This window comes from Streptomyces sp. NPDC029044 (genome assembly GCF_040637495.1).
Lineage (GTDB): Bacteria > Actinomycetota > Actinomycetes > Streptomycetales > Streptomycetaceae > Streptomyces.
On record NZ_JBEZWN010000099.1, the window covers coordinates 1 to 19,234 of the forward strand.

Below are 19,234 nucleotides of genomic sequence, written 5' to 3' on the forward strand. Positions count from 1 at the left end.
TCCGCGACCACCGATATTTAAAATTTGTCTGTTAAACTTTTTCATTACACGTCGCTATTCCCATCTGCCGCCCTTGGGGTGTGCCCCGCGCTCTTCTTCTTTTGGTGTCCCGCGATCACGTCTTCCCCGACCGTGGCCCGGGCCATCGAGTTCCTGTGCGAACACACCTCCAGCAAGAGCCGCGTGCTGGCCCTGCTGGCGCACGACCACGGGCCCAGTTCTCTGACCGCCGTTCTGACCTGCAAAAACCCTGAGCACGCCTTCGAGGCGACAGGCATTCTGCGCCGGGTCCTGGCGCTGCGTGACGCCGCAGCCGTCGATGACGAACTGACCGCTCTGACGGCCCAGATGCCGGATGCACCGGCCGGCTCCCTGCGCCAGGCCGTCACGCGAGCCGCGAGCGGGACCTGGCCCGCAGAACCCGGCACCTTGCTCACGGCGACGGACCCGGACTCGGAGCCGTTCGACGACGAACCGGATTCCTCGGCAGCGCCCGCAGCGGCGGGCCATCCCCGGCTCAAGGACCTGCCGGGGAAGGTCGTGCGGATCACCCACCTGCGCGAGTTCCACATCACCGACGAAGACGCGCTCCTTCACGCCGCTGCCCGCCGCGGCTGGGAACCGCTGCCGGCGTCCGAACTCGGCGACGACGACCCACGCGACCTGGCCGGCGCCGTGATCACCCTCACCGAGGACAGCGACGTCACTGGCAGCCAGACGCTGGAAGACCAAAGCTCGGCAGAGGTGCTGAGCGTCGAAGACGGCGACGAACTGGCCGACTGGAGCGCAGCGCCCGTCGTCACCCGGTTCGTCCACGGCTGGCGCCTGCGCCAGCAGCGCAAAAGGCCCGCAGCCGGTGAGCAGACGCCGAACTTCGCCACCCTCTTCGCCGTACGGGACTGCCCCTGCAAGGGCGAGGACCCCGACTGCGAGGAGTGCGGCTGGCAGCTCACCCCCCGCACCGCCGACCTGCTCCACACAGCCCTCGTTCTCCTCGCAGACCAGGCCTACGACGACGCACACCGCCTGGGGGACCAGTTCCTGCCGGACGCCGACGCCACCACCTGGGAAGTCTTCGACCGGCTGCCTCCGCTCACCTGGACGGCCGACCACCGATGGCGGCGGCGCATGGCGCGCGCCTTCGACGACCTGGCCGCAGACCTCGCCCGGGGCAAGTGGCCCGAACCCACCTGCACTGCGGAGGAGATGGCCCTGCACCTGGCCATCGAGGACGCCCCCACCCACCTGGAAGATCGCCCACCCACGGATCCCCACCACACGCTCCCCGAACACGGCGACGACTACAGCTGGGACGACTGTTCCGATCTGCTGTTCCAGGACCACGACGTCCTGATGCTCTTCGACCCGAAACTCGGCGGTATCGCAGACCCGGAGGACCTAGCGAACCAGTCCATGGGTGCGGGCGACCTCAGGGCGGCCGCCTGGTTCGAGCCCTTCGGCAGCCACAGCGTCCGCGATCCCGGGCGAGGCTTCCGCCGGTAGGGCACAGCGCCTCCACGCCGGGCGCCGTGAGACCCCGAGCCGGGGCTTGAGCGCGGAGTTCGCAGGTCGTCCGCCCGAAGACACCCTGCAGCACGCATCCAAAGGCCGGTCATGCGGGCGGAGTTGCGTCTGCGGGGACCATCCGAGGCGGCAGTCCCAGTGTGGGCGATCGAGAGAAGCGCAGCGCCGTTAACCGTAGCTTTGCGTCGGCGACGAAGCGGTGGGATGCCGGCGCACTCGCCTTGGACGTTTTGCCTTGCCGTCTGCTCTACAAGGAAGGAACGGCACAACGGGAGCATGAGAGTGATGACCAGTGAGAAGAAGTTGCGGCTGGCGACTGTCCTGAACTCAGTTCAGGATGGTGAGTGTGATGCCGGGCCGGGGCACCCACTTTGTCCTGACTGGAACGGACCTCGAAAATACGGCTGGATACCGTCGATCAATTTCGGGCTGTGGCGTACTGCCCGTGGGAAGGCCTTGGACGTCAGACGTCGGTCCGTGGTCAGGGGGACGGAGCAGTGAGCAAGGTACGGCATGAGATAGAAGCCGAGTACCGGCAACTGCAGCAAAGGCTTCTCGCCCGTCATGGTGAGACGGCCCGGTATGAGGCAGGGGATGAGAACTTCGGTGCCGAGTACGCCCGGCTGCTCCAGGCGGCCGACGAGCTCCTGGCATTCGAAAAGACCATCCCCGCCAAGCTTGCTGAGCCCGAGCGGCAGCTGAGCGAGCGCATCGTGCGGATCTCGTGGCTGGGGCAGACCGCTGTCGCGCTCGCGCTGATCGTGCTCACCTTCGCCCTGGGGCACTCGGCTTGGTGGCTGGTGGTGCTGGTACCCCACTGCATCGCCACACTGTCCCTCTCCTTCCAGAAGGTCACGGACAAGAACCACCGCTTCTACCGGCACTTGACCATCGGCCTGCACCTGGAGTGCTTGCTGGTCGCGCTCATTACCTTGAGCGTGATCTCACTGTGGTTCGTGATCCTCGCCATCATCGGGTGGCTCGTCCTCGCCGTCACCGTCAGCGAAGGACCGGGCGACGCGGTCAAGAAGGGACAGTCCAGGTGAGCCTGAGCGACGACTACAGCTACAAGATACGGAGCTTGGACAGCCGCATCGAGGACCTGGAAAACGACCTGGAGTCACTGAAGACAAGCTTCGGCTACATCGACGACCTCGAACACGAACTCCGCAGCATCCGCAGCGCGGTGAGCGACGCCGACGACAAGGCCGACGAAGTCCGCAGCAACCTCGAGGACCTGGACACCGAAGCCCGCGGACACATCGCCGACACCGGCCGGGCCCTGAAGAAGCTGACCGCGCGCATCCAGCTGATGGAGGCGAACCTGGCGGCCGCGGACAAGATGCCCCGCGCCGACTTCGACTCGTTTCCCGCTTCGTGGCGCGCCCTTGGCGTACTCGCCGGCAAAGCCCGCGCAGCCCGCACCATGCTTCTCACACACGTTGAGCGGGACAGCAATTCCTCCTCCATCCGCTCCCACCAAGAGGCCGTCGAGCAGCGCAACGAGCAGTACGCGGCAGTCCTGACTGCTGCCGAAACCTGGCCAGCACAGCGTTCGGCACACCCCAGCACGAGCAGGCCAGCCAGGCCTTCACCACGGCCCGACACCAGGCTGACCAGTACGCTCGAACGGCAAGCCACCGTGCCCCCTACGCCCGGCGTGCGCGGGCCGCGCTGGCCCGGGACCGTGAGACGCGGGTGCGCGACGCCGAGCTCCTCACCGAAGGCATCGAGGCTCAGAAGCAGCTGTACCAGAAACTGCGCAATCGCATCGCGGAGGCGATCCGGGCCAGGTCACTGCTGCCCATGTGGTTCGTGACGGTGCTCGGCCCGGTTGCGCCGACCCGCAAGACAGAGGACTGGCTGGAGGCAGCGACATCCCTGCTTGCCTACCGCATCACCTACGACATCACCAACCAGGTCCTCGCCCTGGGCGGAGAACCAGACGACGACGATCCCGGGCGAGATCAATGGCGTCAGGAACTGACCGAGGCACTGCGCCACTGGTAACGCCCGGCGAGCATGCCGTCGCGGCACAGTGCCGCGACTGACCGAGGTGGTTGTGGGCACGCTGAGGCAGATTCATTCCATGATTCGGTCGACGAACAAGCCGGCGGCGGTTGCCCCGGCGGTGACGGCCACGGGCCAGGAATTCACGGTGAGGATGGCGAACAAGCTGGCGCCGATGCCGGTCAGCGCGACGAACAGGAAGATTGTGGCGGAGCGCTGGTTGAGCAGCCCCTTGCTCTTGCCGACTTGGTATGTCTGGACCTGAGAGCACCACGATCCTGCTGCCGCTGAATACGGCAAGGCCCTTTCCCGGGCAGTCCTTGGCGGTGCAGGCGATGCTGGCGTTCCACCGCACGACCGCGCCACTGCGCGGTGCGGGCCTTCTGACCGCAGGCCTCCGCACTGGCCGTGCCTTGCTGAGCTGGTGCCAGAACGCTACGAAGCACGGTGGGCGGGCAGTCGGTGATGGGGAAGACGTGGCGCGAGCCGCCCGCGGAGCATGGTGCGTGGTCAGAACTCCTTGGGGCGCCAGCCTGTCGCGTACTTCTCGTACAGAGCCAGAGCGGCCGCCAGGTCCTCGTTCAGCTCGACCGTCCCCTCCTGCAGGCACTGCTGCAACAACGCGACGGCCTCGGCCAGATGCGCTTCCCCGCCGTAGACGCTCACCAGGGAGTCCCACCTGAGCTGCTTCTCGGTCCGCACGGCCACGCTACCCATCGTCTGGCTGTGTACCGGCGCCACTCCGCTTTCCAGCAGGCGCGCGACGACGTGGGCATCGAAGGCCGGCTCAAGGACAGGCGGACCGTCTGCTGCTGCCACAAGGACCGTTCGCAGCAGCATCCGCTCGTCGGCAAGGTCCTCGGGCCCAGCCGTGCGGAGCTGGGAGGCAAGTTCCTGCCTGAGCAACCGGGCGGATTCATCTGGAATCAAGCCCTGCTTGCCTGGACGGCCCGCGGCGATGTCGAGCAGAAGGACCTTTCCGTACAGGCTCGGGATGCCGTGAAAGAGGTTGCGGACGGTGGGATCAACCGCGTCGCCGCGGAGGTTGCGCAGCAGAACACTCACCGGGCTCAGCACCGCCCATTCACCGCCGGGGGAATACATGCCCGTGGAGCCCAGCCGGACCCGCGGCAGCTGCCGCATCAACGCCGCAGCCGTAGACAGCACGCTCCCCTCAGGCAGGTCGCGACAATGGGGGACCAGACGCTTGAGCGTGTCGTCCAGCAGGGCATCCGGCACCTGCCCCAGTACCTCGTCGAGCGCGCTCTCGTCGCCGATGCAGGCCACGGCCTGGTCGATGCCCGCAGCGGGTGCCCGTCCGGCCGGAAGCCTGCGATGGAGATAGAAGTCCAGCACCGTGCTGCAGGCGACCCGCCGGTCCCGCTCCCAGGCCGGGATCCAGTCAGAGCCGTAATTCGGGCCGCCGAAAAGCCGCTCGGCGGCCGGGAACAGCAGGTGGACGACCGTCCGGGCGTGGCCGTTCAAGAGGCCGGTGAACTCTTCCACGAACGCTTCCTCACGTGCTGCCCGGTCCGTGCTGGGCCGGTACATCGTCTTGGCTGGCGCCAGCAGGTCTGCGGCAGTCGGCAGCATCGCGTGCGCTGCGGGATAGCGCACGCGAAGGGCCTCAAGCGCCAGAACGTCGACCAGATTCACCTCCAGACCCAGGCTTCGCACGGCCAGTGGCACCGATGCCAGATACCGCTTCACATCCCGGATGGTGGAGAACATCGGGAGAATCAGTTGCACGAGCACGTCCGGCCACCGCGACGCATGGAACAGCCCGGACTCGATCCCGTCGAGCGCCTGTGCCCGTCCTTCCGCGATGACCGGGGAGAGTGCCTGCGTGGGCAGCGGCGGCACCTCCACCGACATCTTCACGATCTTCTCCAGGTACGCGGATCCTCTGACCGCCTCATCCGTCAACGCCGCCTCCACCACCTCGCGGTCGAAGCACAGGACGTAGACGATGTTCGGGAACGAGCCGGTCAGACGCACCAGGCGGAAGAGATCTCGGATCTCCTGCTGTGACAGCCGGTCAATGTCATCGATGAACACCACGATCCGTCCTGGCAGTTTGATCAGGAGCTCAGTGAGCTGCGCTCGTTGTTCATGGATGGTCCCCTGTTCCTCGCCAAGGAGTTTCGACGTCCCCGCGGCGACCGCGCTTGCGCCGTCCAGGACGACGCCGGCTCCGGGGACGAACTTCAGTGGCGACAGGGCGGCTGAGTACCTGCCCAGCCGCTCAGCGACGGTGCGGCCCGCGTCCTTGAGTTTGTCCTTCAGCCGGCGCCCGTCCCGCAACTGCCCGGCCAATTCGTCGAAGAAGAACCGCATGAGCTGGTCCGTGCCGGAGAAGAACCACGGGTTGAACTGGACGACGTGCACGTCATCGACCGCGTCCAGAGCGCTGCAGGTGAGATTCGCCAGCGACGTCTTGCCCGAACCCCACTTCCCCGTCAGTGCGACAACTGCGCCGTGCTTCGCGGACGTTCGACGGATTTCCACGGCGAACACATCAGCGAGGTCCGCACGCTGCAGCAAGTCCTGGCTGGCGTCATCGATCGGGTCATCTCCGCTGAGAAGACTGCCGACGTGGATCGATGCGTTGTCCCTCATGCCCCACCCGTTTTCGGTCCTAGAGCCAGCGAGCGTAACGCCACCCTCTGACAGTGAGGCGGCGGCTGGGTACGCCGACGCCTTGGCCACGGCGGATGCGGCCAAGAAGGTCACGGTGTAGGCAGCGAGGCCCCGGTGGGGATGAGGGCGGTGCCGCCGGTGAGGGTGTACCACTTGTCGGCGCCGATGTACTGGACGGCATGCATGCCGCCATCATGGCTGGATCTGGTGCAAGCCTTCGCGGCGGCCTGCGCCATGCAACCGCCTCACTACGCGAATGGCTGTGGACCTGGGCTGACGGTGGCACCGTCTGGGAGGACTTTCTATGACCGCCCTTCTTTGCACGGTCGCGCTCTGACGTCCATCTCATTGAATCGCGAGGTGCGCTGGTGCGCATCCTTCTACTCCCTCGCGTGGTGCGTCTCACAGGGTTCGGGGCTCGGCCTTCAACCCGCAAGCTGATCAGGTATCTTGGGGGCGGGCTCTCTCTCAAGCTTCATCAGTTGAGAGGGGACATCTCATGCACAACAGCAAGCCCAGCAAGCGGCAGCGACTCCTTGAGTTCGCGGTCCACGTCGCAGTCCAGGCGACGGGCACCGTTATTGGTGGCCTGATTCTCGCCTGGCTCGGCCAGCAGTAACGGGAGAGGGCCAAGTCCCCGCACCGGCCATCCCCTGGCCCACGCGGGGGCGGGACCAGTCCGCCAGAGGCGTAAGTCACCAAACAGCCCCCAGTTGGCGGCTTGCTGCCATTTCACCAAGCTGCGGACAGAAACGCACAGTCACGCTAGAGTGACTGACGGCTGACTTCGCCAGCCTGTGCGACTCCGGAACTCAACCCACGCTGTCTGGGAGTTGGCCAAGGATCTCCGATTCGCGAGTGGTTGGGTCATGCCGTTATCACGGCGCTGCGCGTGGGGCACGCCGAGAAGGAGATCGGTCCGTGACCAGGGGCAACGCCCGCAAGAAGACCGTGCGCCAGCGGATGAAGGAGACTGGGGAGCCGTACGCCCTGGCTGCCCGAAGCGTGCCGCCCCCGCCACCTCCTGGGCCTGGCAGTGGTATCGCATCTGCGTCAGAGCCTGACCCCGATCGCTGCCAGCAGTGTGGAGCCCGGAACAGGGCCAAGCATCCGCTGTGCCTGGCGTGTCGTCGCGACCTTGTCGCGGACGAGTTCGTTGAGAACCTGAGCCGGCCCGGTACACCGTGGGAGGCTATGAGTGGCGGCGTTGCCGACCTGTGTCGGTGGAAGTGTCGCGCATGCTCCTCAACGTGGTCGGCTAAGCTCAGTAGCCGTACGGGTACCAACCAGACCGGCTGCCCTGAGTGTCACCGGACTTCCAATAGGGCCCCGTCTCCCGCCAAGTCCCTCAAGGCGCTACGGCCCGACATCGCACGCCAGTTCCGCCGCAACATCGAGATGCCGGGCCGCGGTCCTGATCGTCTCGGTCCGGCTAGCCACTATCTCTGCGAATGGGAGTGCGACAGCGCGCATCTGTGGTCCGCGCGGGTTGTTGACCGGACCGCAGGAAATGGTTGCCCCGATTGCAGGACTCACGGCCGCTCCCGGTTGGAGTTCGAGGTCGCAGCGCTGCTGTCTGCCGCTACCGGGCTCGTCGTAGAGCTTCATCAGACAGTCACGCTTGCCACCGGACGACGCCGCGAGGTAGACCTTCGGCTGCCCGAAGTGCCGCTCATCATCGAGTTGGACCCGATGGGGAGCCATGCGTCCTCGGAGGGCGTCGATCGGGATACCCGTAAGACGCAGCAACTGATTGCCAATGGGCATGCCGTCCTTCGAGCACGTCATCGCGGCCTTCCAGTGCTAGGCGTAGACGGCTACGTGCACGTCGAAGTAGCGCCAGGGCTCAACGCCTGGTCATGGGCTCGAGTGATCGGGCGATCGCTCGATGCCCAAGGCATCGCTTGGAAAGACCTTGACCAGGATGGGATCACAAGCGCACTTACCGCAGCAACCAGGAGGTGGTCCGAGGTCTGCGCTGCGCCTCCTAGCCCATCGGCTCGAGACGCTGCCCCACATCTTGCGGACGAGTTCCGGCGCAATCTTGATCACCCAGGCCGAGGTGTGGACTGGATGCCGCCCGGCTGCACAGACCGTTGCGTCTGGCAGTGCCAGATGTGTTTGCGTACCTGGGAAGCAAGGCTCGACAAGCGGACGCTGCGCGGACAAGGGTGTCCGGACTGTGGGCGGCAGAAACTCGCTCAAGCGATCATCCGTCCGAAGTCCGACGAGTCGCTCGAGGATCGCGAACCGGACATTGCTGCGGAACTCGTCAAGGTGATCAGCGACCCGCTGATGACCGCGCAAGATCTCCGGCGAGGCAGCGGGCTGAAGTGCTTGTGGCAGTGCTCGGTCTGTGGCCACGAGTGGGAGGCGACTCCAAACGCGCGCACAATCCCAGGTCGGAAGAGTGGCTGTCCTCCATGCAGCGTGAAACGCCGCGGCGCAGCACGCCGGCGCCCCGCTGCAGGGCAATCGCTGGCTGACCTCAACCCCGACCTCGCGAAAGAGCTGGTCAAGGTAATCGATGACGCGATGCTTACAGCTTGGGATATTGGGCCAGGTTCCGGGAAACGGTGTCTTTGGCGCTGCGCAGCCTGCGGCCACAAGTGGACCACTACTCCCGACCAGCGCACGAAAAGAGGTACAGGCTGCAAAGCTTGTTGGGAGCGCCGCCGAAGGGGTCGCGCCAAGTAGGCGGTGGAGGCACGGAGCAGATCGTGCTGCGGGAATGAGGAAGCGAAGCAGGCCGGGGAGTCAAGAACCACCGGCCTGTCCGCCGCTGGCGCCATGCCGGCATATCGGCGGCCTGTATCCGGCGGTTGCCAACCGGTGCGTGAAGGAGCAGGCCGCATTGGATCAGCGGTTCGTGCTCGGCGCCGCCTCCAGCGTCGGGTCCGCGTCCGTGAGCCTCACGATCCTGTGATGCCAGTACCACCGTATGTTTCCTGCTTGCCTGCCGTCAGCATCCTCCTCAGCACCTCGGTGGGCATTTCCGCCCACCGGGCCACCTCCTCCAGCGGCACCCCACTGTTCACCGCCGCCACCGCGGTCCGCTTCTGCTGGGTGAACGCCTCGATGCGTTCCTTCCTTTCGCGGAGCTCATTCGGAATCTCCGCGTGCGCCGAGTCGAACGGCTCCTCAATACCGACCACTGCCGGGAACGGCTGGTCTGCCGTCCCGATGCCGTAGACGGGAACATCGGGGACGAGCGGCAGCACGATCACGCGGGATCCCCCCTTCGGGTTGAGCATGGCGGGCAGGTGCGGCGTCCTGCGAGTGATCGCATAGGGTGACCATCTCCTTTTGGGCAGCCCGTCAGGAGCGCACATTCATGCCGGGCTGCCTCGTGCGGCCGTCGAGCCATGGGCTCCTCTCACGAGGGGCGAATGACGAGTGGCTGGGCCTGGCCATCAGAACCGCGCGTAGCGGTTTTCAATGCAGTTGCGACATATGTGGATCGCATCTTCGTCGGGGCCGATGTCGAGGACAGTCCCGCAACCACCTTCACAGTCGATCAAGTTCTTGAATACGGTGCCGCACGAGAAGCACAGGGGCGTTGCATCGGGCTGGCCCGCCGCGGTCACCGCTTCGATCACCAGAGCGCCTATTTCGCAGTCCGGACACTCGACCACCGGAGAGTCTCCACCGTCCTTGATGGCGGAGTAGTTGTCCAGCCCCAAGATGATCCATGCATAGTTGGCGGCTGCGGACTCTGGATCCTGCGGCCATACCTGGTGGCAGAACAGGCAGGTCGGGCCCTCGTCCCTGCCGTTAGCGACCAAGGCCCACTGCTCGCAGTCGGGGCACTTCACCGTCACGTCGGTGACCTTGGCCAGCTCGCTCCGGAGGTTATTCATGCGCTGCTTGACCAGCGTCTCGATGCCCTTGAGTTTCAACCGGAACGAGTCCATGTCTTGCTCGACGCCCTTAGCTTCGGCGGGTTCGAGTTCCGGGATGAGGTGTCTGTGGATGAAAGCGATCAGGAAGTCGAGCACCCTCGCCGCACGCGACTCGATGGCGTACGCGTTGTGCTTCAGCCCGTAGTGCTGAAGGGCGTTGCGGTGGTCCGATAGGTCTTTGATCCGTTTCCGGTCGTCCTCTTCGATTGCGAGGCGGGTGATGTTGCGGAGCCGGTCGAACGCGTCCAGGGTGCCGCAGCTCTTGAAGTCGCCCTTCTGCCACGCGTCGTGAGTCGCCTCGGTGGGGTCGGCGAAGATAAGGCTAAAGTGCTCGCGCGCCAGACGGGCCTTGAGCAGTACCTCGGTGGCCGCCTGAAGGTGAAGCACCGTGTACTTGAGGTCACGGGCGCTCGGAGGTGTCGCACCTTCCGTCAGGTGTTGAAAGACGCTCACCAGGTAGTCCATGCCGTTGGACACGGGAGTGTAGGACACGTCCGGCCGAGGGGACGGACGCTCCGCCTTCTTCGCACTCTCGACGGGCATGGCCGCCGGTGCCGGGATTTGCTCCGCGCTGCCTTCGGGCTCGTCGGGCAGCTGCGGTCCAGGCCGATCGGTCATTGGGTTCCTCCAGCAGGTAACGCGATTCCAGGGAGAACATCCGGCATGACCGCTACACCCGTGCTCCCCGAGGCTGTAAGGAAGGCAACGACTTGTAGACACGGAACAACAGTCACGACCGTTCGCCCGCCCTTATCGTCGCTCTTGGCCACCGCCGCTGCACGTCATTTGCACGCTTGGCCAACACCCGGCCGCCAGAAGGCTCACCACGGGGACCTCTGGACTGATACACCAAGGGGACCAAGGTCACGAAATGTTGATCCTCTCTGCCGACGCCTCTCGTCCTGCTCCAGGCGGTCGAGATGCGCCGGCTGCTGGCGGAGGCGGGGCTCGAGATCAGCGCGGGGAAAGTGTCGGCGCTGTGGTCGGCGACTGATGGTCTGCGGGGGAGTGCCAGTGGGCATCGTCGTCTGAGTGTCAGGCGTCTCAATCCAACGCATCGAACAGCGACTGCTGAGCGGGGGCTGGAAGCAGCAGGCTGCCGTACCGACCGTCGTCCAGCGCGTGACGGCACGTGTCCCGCAGGGCGAGTCTGACAGCTCCGGCCCCCAGTACCCGTCGCTCCAAGACCACAGGACTCCGAAGGCAACGGGCATTGCCGGGCGGCGGCGTCCCTACGACGCTCCTGCCTGCAGCGGCCAGCTCAGGGTGGCAAGCCCCGTTGGACTGCCGATGTGCACGTACTGCGTGCGGCCGTGGGTGTGGACGATGTTGGTGACCGGCGCCGCGGTTGCCTGGGGAGTGGGTCGCATCGGCCGCCTCACTGGGGCTGCTCTTCCTTGGTGTGGCCCGAGGTATCCACGCCGCCTCCACCATATGGCAGCCCACCGCTGAGCGAGCAGCCTCGTTCAGCATTTGCGCCTGGGCTCAGTGAAGGGGACCGCACGTCTGCCGGGAAGCGGAGTCGACCGGACAGCTTCACCTGGGACGCGCAGCAGCGTGACCGATCAGCGCTGCGTTCGGGAGGCCGCCGCCGTGTTGCTTCCAGGGGTGGTGCGAGAGGTTGCGAAATGTATGTGCATGGTGAAGGGATCGTGTGTAGGATGCGCGCAGACCGCGTGCGGGTGGGGTGCTTGAGGCGGTTATCCACCGCCTGTGCCGTTCGTGGTGCGGGCCCAGCACGCCGGGGGTGCGGATGTATCTGGCATGTCTGTGTGCCGAAAATTTCCTGCTCTTCGGCTGCGCTCGGCAGAACGATCGGTTCAGGCCGTACGTCTGCAGGCCGACTTCGGCCTGGCCACCCATGCTGCGGTCGGGGAGAACGAACAACAGGGCGGGACCGCTTCTCGCCGACGCCATCCGCCTGTGCCCTGTGACGCGGATAAACCGACCACGACATCACCCGTCGGCGATCAGCGACGCGCCTTCGGCCAACACGTGGGTGGTCCGGCGTCGATGGTGGAGCGCTCCAGCGGGGGAAGTTAGCCAACGAGCTCTGGCACGCGTCCGGTTGCGAGCTCAAGAGCTGGGGGACCGGTGGGCGGGACTGACGGGTACCGGCCTTGCCCGGGTTGCGCATCTGCAGGGTAAGCCGCCCCTGTGCCCGTCGGGACTGGGCGTCTTTGGAGTCCCGGCAATCTGTGGAACTGCCCAGTAGTTTCGGCGCCCCGGCGTACGGTGTCACCGCCAGCCGCCAGGGCCGCCCCGCCGCACGATGAGATAGGCACAGGGACCGCCGATGACCGACACCGACTCCGAAACCCCGGGCGTCGAAAGCACTACCTCAGGCCGCGGTTCAGCGCCCCTGACGAGTCAGCAGCCGCCTGGAGGCCTGCCCCCCAGTGGCGGTGTCGAGCAGGAGGTCGGGAAGGTTGCAGGCACTGAGGACTCCACACCGTTGAAGTTTCACGTCGCCCTTTCCCCAGATGCGTATCTGCAGCTCGACGACGTGGTCAGCACCCGTCGGCAGATCCCCGGCTACGGCGAGGTCGTCACCTCAGGGGTGGTGACGGAGGTGGTCGCCCGCCACGAGGGCGCCGCGTTCGGCTCGGATGTGTTCCTCATTGCGGACGGGATCTTGCCGGCGACCGTGCAGGAGATCGCTGAGGTCACCACCACCCGCGTCGAGCCCGAGTGCTACGTCCCGCCACGCCCCGGCGCAGTCGCGATCCGGGCGGCGGGTGCTGACCGGGACGCCGCCTTGTACTTCGACAAGATGGACGCGCGGATCCCCGCCGGCATCGGCCGTGACGGCGAACCGATCTATCTCAACCTCGAGTTCCTCGACGGTACCCGCGGCGCCCACGTGTCGATCTCAGGCATCTCCGGGGTGGCGACCAAGACCAGCTTCGCGCTGTTCCTGTTGCACTCGCTGTTCACCTCGGGTGCCCTGGGAGGCCGCGCGGTCAACGCCAAGGCCCTGATCTTCTCGGTCAAGGGCGAGGACCTGCTGTTCGTCGACCAGCCCAACACCCGCCTCGACGAGACGCTACGCGCCGCGTACGCGCGGCTCGGCCTGCCCTCTCGACCCTTTGCCTCCGCCGGCTTCTACGCGCCGCCGCTGCCTGGTGATACCACCGGCCGCCCCCACGTCACCGGCCGGACCAGTGGCGTCACCGCGTTCTGGTGGACGCTCGCGGAGTTCTGCCAACGCGAACTGCTCCCGTACGTGTTCGCCGACGTCGAAGACGAGAAGAACCAGTACACGATCGTCGTGCACCAGGTCACCAGCCGGCTGCGCCACGAGGCCCAGGCCGCAGGGAACGACGGCGCGGTCGCCATCGACGGAACCACTATCCGCACCTGGGCAGAGATGATCGAGTTCATCTCCCAGAAGGTCACCGACGAGGGCACACGCGCCCACTGGGCGGGGCCGGCGGTGGGAATGGGTACCGTCAACGCATTCGTGCGGCGGCTGCGGTCGTCCCAAAGGCCGCTGGGCCCCCTGCTTCGTGGCGACCTGAGCACGGTCACCGACCGTCCGGTCACGCACTCCATCGACACCTCGAGGCAGCAGGTCACCGTCGTGGATCTGCACAACCTGCCGGAGCGGGCCCAACGCTTCGTTGTGGGTGTCGTGCTAGCCGCGGAGACCGACCGCAAGGAGCAAGCCGGTCCGGGCGGGCTGCTGTTCACGATGATCGACGAGCTGAACAAGTACGCGCCCCGCGAGGGCTCCTCACCGATCAAGGACGTCCTGCTCGACATCGCCGAACGCGGCCGCTCGCTCGGCATCATCCTCATTGGCGCTCAGCAGACCGCCTCCGAGGTGGAACGGCGCATCGTGTCGAACTCCTCGATCAAGATCGTCGGCCGGCTCGATCCCGCCGAGGCCGGCCGCCCTGAGTATGGCTTCCTGCCCACCTCGCAGCGGCAGCGCGCCACCCTCGCCAAGCCCGGCACCATGTTCGTCTCCCAGCCCGAGATCCCGGTGCCGCTGGCCGTCGAATTCCCCTTCCCCGCTTGGGCCACCCGTCTCTCCGAGGTCGCCGACCCCACCTTCACTACCGGCACCTCGCCTGCTGACTCGAACGCCGGTGGTGCGGCGCGACCGGACCCGTTCAGCAAGCTGCCCCAGACCCAGAGCGACTCGTGGTTCGACGACCCCGACGATGGGGCCATCGACGAGCCGCCCTTCTGACGTCCGCCGACGCGCTTTCAGATCACGCCTGACGCAATCCGCTGCTCTGCTTCAGCCATCCGAAAAGGACCGACCCGGTGAAGTTTCTGCATACCTCCGACTGGCATGTCGGCAAGACTCTCAAGGGCCGTAACCGGCTCGAGGAGCAGGCAGGCGTACTGCGTGAGATCACCCAGATAGCCGTCGGCAACGACGTCGATGCCGTCCTCATCGCTGGCGACCTCTACGAGAACGCCGCGCCCACCGCGGACGCCCAAAGGCTTGTCGTGCGCACCCTGCTGCAACTGGCCAAGCAGGACATCGAGGTCGTCCTGATCGCCGGCAACCACGACCACGGTGCCACACTCGAGGCCTACAAGCCGCTGATGGACATCGCCGGCATCCACGTCTATGGCCAGGCCCGCCCGGCCGCAAAGGGCGGCGTGCACAGCTTCCGCGCCAAGTCCACCGACGAGCGCGTCAACGTCGCCGTTCTGCCGTTTCTCTCCCAGCGCTACGCCGTCCGCGCCGCGGAGATCATCGCCAACACCCCGTCCCAGAACGTCGGCGCCTACGACCAGCTCATCCGAGATGTCCTGGACAACCTGACAGGGGCTTTCACCTCCGACGCCGTCAACATCGTCATGGCCCACCTGACGTGCACCGGCGGCGTCTTCGGCGGCGGCGAGCGGGCAGCCCAATCGATCATGGAATACCACGTGCCCGCCGCTATCTTCCCCGTCGAAGCGCACTACGTGGCCCTGGGCCACCTGCACCGCCGACAGACGATCCCGGCCGCCTGCCCGGTGCACTACAGCGGATCCCCCTATGCGATCGACTTCGGCGAGCAGAACAACACCCACGTGGTCTGCCTCGTCGAAGCCTCTCCCGGCACCCCCGCGAAGATCACCGACATCCCGGTCACTGCCGGCCGCAGGCTGCGCACCATCGAGGGGACCGTCGCCCAGCTCACCGCCGCCCCCGCCGTCTACGGCGAGGACTACCTCCGGCTCGTGATCACCCAGCCCGCCTACGCCGGCATGCGCGACGACCTGCTGGAAGCCCTCCCCAACGCCCTCGAGATCCGCATCCACCCCGACCACGCGAGCACCGGCGCCAAGGCGGGCATCGCCACCCACCAGCCGACCAAGACGCCTGCGCAACTGTTCTCCGACTACTGCCACAGCGTCGGCGTCAGCGACGACCGGGTCACGGCCCTGTTCAACCACCTGCACGACGACCTGACCCGCTCGACCGCCCGCTCCTGACCCAGCGGACCTGACACCCGCTAAAGGAATCCCTCAACATGCGCCCCGTTCGCCTGGAGCTCAACGGCTTCGCCGGTTTCCGCGCTCCCACCGTGGTCGACTTCACCGACGCCGACTACTTCGCCCTCGTCGGCCCCACCGGGTCAGGCAAGTCCACCGTTCTCGACGCCCTGACCTTCGCCCTGTACGGCTCGGCCTACCGGTGGGGCCGCAGCAACGCCATCGCCTACGCGCTCGCCCCCACGAGCAACCGCTGCACGGTCTCGCTCACCTTCGACGTCGCATCCCAGCGCTACCAAGTCGCCCGCGAAGTCCGCCGCGTCGGCCAACAGATCCAGCAAAAGACCGTCAGCCTGGTGAAATTCGCCGACCCCACGGCGGTCGCCACCGACGCAGACGGGCCACAGCCGGAAGTACTGGCCGGAGAAATCAAGGAACTCAACGCCGCCATCGAGCAGTTGCTCGGCCTGTCCTTCGACGACTTCTGCCAGTGCGTCGTCCTGCCCCAAGGCGACTTCGCCCGGTTCCTGTCCGCCAACGCCCGCGACCGGCAGCAGATCCTGCTCAAGCTGCTCGGAGCCGCCCACTACGAAGGCATCGGCAAACGCGCCGGCGCCCAGGCGGCCGAAGCATCCAAGGAGATCGAGGTCCTCACCGACCAGCTGAGCCGGCACGCCGACGCCACCCTGCAAGCCGAGGCCGACGCCCAGGAACGCCTCTCCGCGCTGGGACAGCTGGCCGCCACCGTCGACCAGCTCGTGCCCCGCGTCGCCGAGGCACACTCCCGCGCCAGCGATGCCCAGGCACGTCTCGCCGCGCTGCGCACCGAACTCGCCCGGCTCACCCCCCTGCGCACCCCGGACGGTATCGAAGAGCTGCAGCGCCATGCTGTGGAGGCCCAGACAGCCGCCCACAAGGCCCGCGACGCCGCCGACGCGGCCGCCCAGACCCTGGCCGACGCCACCAAAGCCGCCCAATCCGGCCCGCAGCGCGCTGTCCTCAACATCGCCCGCGACCGCTACACCGAGATGGCCGGCTTGGTCGGGCGCCGCGACGTAGTCATCGTGGCTGCACAGCGTGCCCGCCAAGAGCTGGCGCAGAGCGAGGAGCGGCTACGGGCGCTGGCAGACGCCGTCACCAAGGCCCGCCGCACCGCCGAGGAGACCCGCGGTCGCCGCGACCAGGTACAACAGGCGTACGCGGCATTGCAGCGTCGCCAGCAGCTGCTGGCTCCCGTCCGAACCCCCGACGGTGTCACCGACCTGACCAGCCGGGCAGCGGCTCTGGCACGGCAGGCCGACGCCGCCGCCACCCAGCTGGCCGCGGCCCGCGACCGGCACAACCAGTCCGCTTCCGCGCTCACCGCCGCCGGCGACGGCAGCCGACTCACCGAGGCGCGCGAGGTACTCGACCAGCTCCTTGACATCACCAGCTCCCTCACCGACGCCACCAGCGAGCTGGATGACGCCGTGGAGACAGCCGCCCAGGCCGACAGCGCGGTCACCGACGCCCAGGCGCGTCTCGACGCGGCCACGGCCGCCCTCGAGGAAGCCCGCACCCTCGCCGGTGCCGCCCAGCTACGCCCTCAGCTCCAGGTGGGCCACGCCTGCCCGGTCTGCGAGCAGAGCGTCACCACCCTCCCGCCGCCGCTGTCCGACCCGGCCCTGGCCGCCGCCCAGGCCGCGCGTGACGCTGCGGTCCGCGAACACCGTGACCTGCTTTCCCAGCGTCAGGCCGCCACCACGACGGTTGCCGTCAAGCAGCGCGCCGCGGACACCCTGACCCAGCGGCACACCCTGCTCAATGAGCGGCTGGGCACGCTGTTGCCCGATCGTCCTGCCGACACCGAACGCGACTGCGACGCCGACCGCGCCCATCTTGACGAACGCGCCGCAGCCCGTGACCAGCTGGCTGCCGCCGAGCAGCAGGCACGTGCCGCGGCACAGGAGGCCGAAGCCGCGCACACCTCCGCCACGGCGGCCGTCGCCACGCTGCAAAGGGAGATCGATCGCACCCGCAGCGACGTCCACACGCAGCTGGGTGTTCTGGCCGAACTCGACCCGCCTGCCGTCGACACCCATGACGTGACCGCCGCATGGTCTGCCCTGGAAGCGTGGGCCCACGCCCAGAGGTCCACGGTGGAAAACGACCTCTCAGCCGCCCAGGCCGAGGCTGCCACCTCCGATCAGGCCCACCAGGGCGCGACCGCCACGCTGGAAGCTGCCGAGCAAGCACACGCCACCGCCCACAGTGCCCACACCACCGCCGTCCAGCAGAGCGCAGCCGCCGACCACGCGCAGAGCACGCTGACCGACCGCCTGAGTGAACTGCAGACGCTGCTGGATCAGGCGCCGCCCACAGATGCACTGCCGGGCCTACTGGAGGAATGCGACCGCCTCGAAGCGGCCGTGGAGACCGCCACAGCCGAGGCAAGCCAGACACGCGAGGCACTCAAGGCGGCGGAGGCCGAACAGCAGCAGTGGCAGGCTCGCACCGCGACCGCCTGGTCCGAGCTGACTGCTGCCCGGGACGCGGTGGCGGCCCTCAAACCGCCGAGCCTGGACACCGACGACCTCGCCGCCGCCTGGGCTAGCCTGGCCGCCTGGGCCACCCGCGCGGCCGACGACCGGCAGGCCGACACCCTGCGCGCGCAAGCCGATGCCCACACCGCACACAGCGAAGCCGAGCAGCTCCTGGGCCAACTGGAGGGTCTGCTGCGCGACCACGACCTGGATCCCCAAGACCTCGGCGACGGTCCTGGGCGCGCCGCCCAGGCCCCCCGGGTAGTAGCGGTCGCAGCCGAGCGGGCCCGGGGCCGGGTAGAGATGATCCAGCGCAGCCTCGCCGACGCCGCCGCAGTGCAGGACAAGATCGACAGCGCCCGCACCCGGCAACAGGTGGCCGCCGAGCTGGCCAGGCTGATGCGGTCCAACAAGTTCCCGCAGTGGCTGGCCGATTCAGCCCTCGACACCCTGGTCGCGGGTGCCTCGCAGTCGCTGCGCCGGTTGTCGGGTGACCGATTCGACCTCAGCCACCACAAAGGCGAGTTCTACGTCATCGACCACTCCGACGCCGACTCACAGCGCTCGGTTCGCACCCTGTCCGGCGGCGAAACCTTCCAGGCCAGCCTGTCACTGGCGTTGGCCCTGTCCGACCAGCTGGCCGGCATGGGCGGCGCAACGAAGCTCGAGTCCATATTCCTCGACGAAGGATTCGGCACCCTTGATCCCGACTCGCTCGAGATGGTCGCCGACACCCTGGAGAATCTCGCCCAAGGGGAACGGATGGTCGGGGTGATCACCCACGTCACCGGGCTCGCCGAACGGGTACCGGTCCGCTTCCAGGTACACCGCGACCCCCACACTTCCGTCGTCACCCGGGAAGGCACATGACAAGCACGGCACCTGCGGCCCGGATGCGATTCCATGTCGACGGCTGGGACCCCACCTACGGCTCCAGCGTCGAAAACGCCGAGAACACCATCGGGGACTCGACCGCCAAAGTCATCCCCGACCTCGAACTCGCCCCGGCCGACTGGAAGCCCATCTCGCCCTCCCACGTGCCCGACCCCGGCGCAGTCCTGTTCGTCGACGGCGTGCGCCGCGTCGAGGCCCGCATCTGGATCGAGCAGCCTGCGGCTACGGTTTCGTCCATGGCTGCCCGTACGAAGACCACCAAGGACCGCCCGTCCTACCGCTGCACGGAGTGCGGCT

At 67.2% G+C, this 19,234-nt stretch carries 12 protein-coding genes and 1 pseudogene; 8 read left to right on the forward strand and 5 right to left on the reverse strand.

Going from position 1 to position 19,234, the window contains the following annotated elements; translation table 11 throughout:
* Positions 1 to 132 precede the first annotated feature (132 nt).
* Both AB0E85_RS37760 and AB0E85_RS37765 read left to right on the forward strand, forming a co-directional pair.
* Positions 133 to 1,503 (forward strand): hypothetical protein, encoded by a 1,371-nt coding sequence (locus tag AB0E85_RS37760; protein ID WP_361937161.1) that lies wholly within the window; start codon positions 133 to 135, stop codon positions 1,501 to 1,503.
* A 518-nt stretch (positions 1,504 to 2,021) separates the two neighbouring features.
* Positions 2,022 to 2,570, forward strand: coding sequence for a hypothetical protein (locus AB0E85_RS37765; protein ID WP_037775682.1), 549 nt, complete (start codon positions 2,022 to 2,024; stop codon positions 2,568 to 2,570).
* 74 nt (positions 2,571 to 2,644) lie between these two features.
* Here AB0E85_RS37765 and AB0E85_RS37770 read toward each other — a convergent pair whose 3' ends face one another.
* Positions 2,645 to 3,088 carry a hypothetical protein gene (locus AB0E85_RS37770; RefSeq protein ID WP_361937163.1) on the reverse strand — a complete coding sequence of 148 codons (444 nt, stop codon included), beginning with the start codon at positions 3,086 to 3,088 and terminating at the stop codon, positions 2,645 to 2,647.
* A 134-nt stretch (positions 3,089 to 3,222) separates the two neighbouring features.
* Between AB0E85_RS37770 and AB0E85_RS37775 the strand changes: the two genes are divergently transcribed.
* Complete coding sequence (locus AB0E85_RS37775; RefSeq protein ID WP_361937165.1) at positions 3,223 to 3,534, forward strand: hypothetical protein; 312 nt, start codon at positions 3,223 to 3,225, stop codon at positions 3,532 to 3,534.
* A gap of 72 nt (positions 3,535 to 3,606) precedes the next feature.
* On the opposite strand, the gene AB0E85_RS37780 is transcribed toward AB0E85_RS37775, so the two are convergent.
* Together AB0E85_RS37780 and AB0E85_RS37785 are read right to left on the reverse strand one after the other, a co-directional pair.
* Positions 3,607 to 3,834 (reverse strand): hypothetical protein, encoded by a 228-nt coding sequence (locus tag AB0E85_RS37780; RefSeq protein WP_361259205.1) that lies wholly within the window; start codon positions 3,832 to 3,834, stop codon positions 3,607 to 3,609.
* A 210-nt stretch (positions 3,835 to 4,044) separates the two neighbouring features.
* The gene (locus AB0E85_RS37785) at positions 4,045 to 6,153 is read right to left on the reverse strand and encodes a P-loop NTPase fold protein (protein ID WP_361937167.1); all 2,109 of its coding nucleotides are present in this window, start codon (positions 6,151 to 6,153) and stop codon (positions 4,045 to 4,047) included.
* 984 nt (positions 6,154 to 7,137) lie between these two features.
* Here AB0E85_RS37785 and AB0E85_RS37790 point away from each other — a divergent pair.
* Complete coding sequence (locus AB0E85_RS37790; protein ID WP_361937179.1) at positions 7,138 to 8,871, forward strand: zinc-ribbon domain-containing protein; 1,734 nt, start codon at positions 7,138 to 7,140, stop codon at positions 8,869 to 8,871.
* 215 nt (positions 8,872 to 9,086) lie between these two features.
* Here AB0E85_RS37790 and AB0E85_RS37795 read toward each other — a convergent pair whose 3' ends face one another.
* Both AB0E85_RS37795 and AB0E85_RS37800 read right to left on the reverse strand, forming a co-directional pair.
* Positions 9,087 to 9,401 carry a hypothetical protein gene (locus AB0E85_RS37795; RefSeq protein WP_361937169.1) on the reverse strand — a complete coding sequence of 105 codons (315 nt, stop codon included), beginning with the start codon at positions 9,399 to 9,401 and terminating at the stop codon, positions 9,087 to 9,089.
* A 186-nt stretch (positions 9,402 to 9,587) separates the two neighbouring features.
* Positions 9,588 to 10,694 (reverse strand): hypothetical protein, encoded by a 1,107-nt coding sequence (locus AB0E85_RS37800; protein WP_361937171.1) that lies wholly within the window; start codon positions 10,692 to 10,694, stop codon positions 9,588 to 9,590.
* Between the two features lie 1,678 nt (positions 10,695 to 12,372).
* On the opposite strand from AB0E85_RS37800, the gene AB0E85_RS37805 reads away from it, so the two are divergent.
* The 4 genes and pseudogenes from AB0E85_RS37805 to AB0E85_RS37820 all read left to right on the forward strand — a co-directional run.
* Positions 12,373 to 14,274, forward strand: a complete 1,902-nt coding sequence (locus tag AB0E85_RS37805) for an ATP-binding protein (protein ID WP_361937173.1) — start codon at positions 12,373 to 12,375, stop codon at positions 14,272 to 14,274.
* Positions 14,275 to 14,351: 77 nt separating this feature from the next.
* A complete protein-coding gene (locus AB0E85_RS37810) occupies positions 14,352 to 15,521 on the forward strand; it encodes an exonuclease SbcCD subunit D (RefSeq protein WP_361937175.1) in 1,170 nt (389 codons plus the stop codon).
* Positions 15,522 to 15,559: 38 nt separating this feature from the next.
* A complete protein-coding gene (locus AB0E85_RS37815) occupies positions 15,560 to 18,913 on the forward strand; it encodes an SMC family ATPase (protein WP_361937177.1) in 3,354 nt (1,117 codons plus the stop codon).
* Positions 18,910 to 19,234, forward strand: a pseudogene (locus tag AB0E85_RS37820) (hypothetical protein); the annotation flags it as partial. The gene AB0E85_RS37815 and the pseudogene AB0E85_RS37820, both read left to right, overlap by 4 nt.

Excerpts from the sequence above, each read along its gene's own strand:
- AB0E85_RS37790 (WP_361937179.1), top strand. The coding sequence starts at position 7,138 with ATGAAGGAGACTGGGGAGCCGTACGCCCTGGCTGCCCGAAGCGTGCCG.
- AB0E85_RS37800 (WP_361937171.1), bottom strand. The coding sequence starts at position 10,694 with ATGACCGATCGGCCTGGACCGCAGCTGCCCGACGAGCCCGAAGGCAGC.
- AB0E85_RS37785 (WP_361937167.1), bottom strand. The coding sequence starts at position 6,153 with ATGAGGGACAACGCATCGATCCACGTCGGCAGTCTTCTCAGCGGAGAT.
- AB0E85_RS37815 (WP_361937177.1), top strand. The coding sequence starts at position 15,560 with ATGCGCCCCGTTCGCCTGGAGCTCAACGGCTTCGCCGGTTTCCGCGCT.
- AB0E85_RS37805 (WP_361937173.1), top strand. The coding sequence starts at position 12,373 with ATGACCGACACCGACTCCGAAACCCCGGGCGTCGAAAGCACTACCTCA.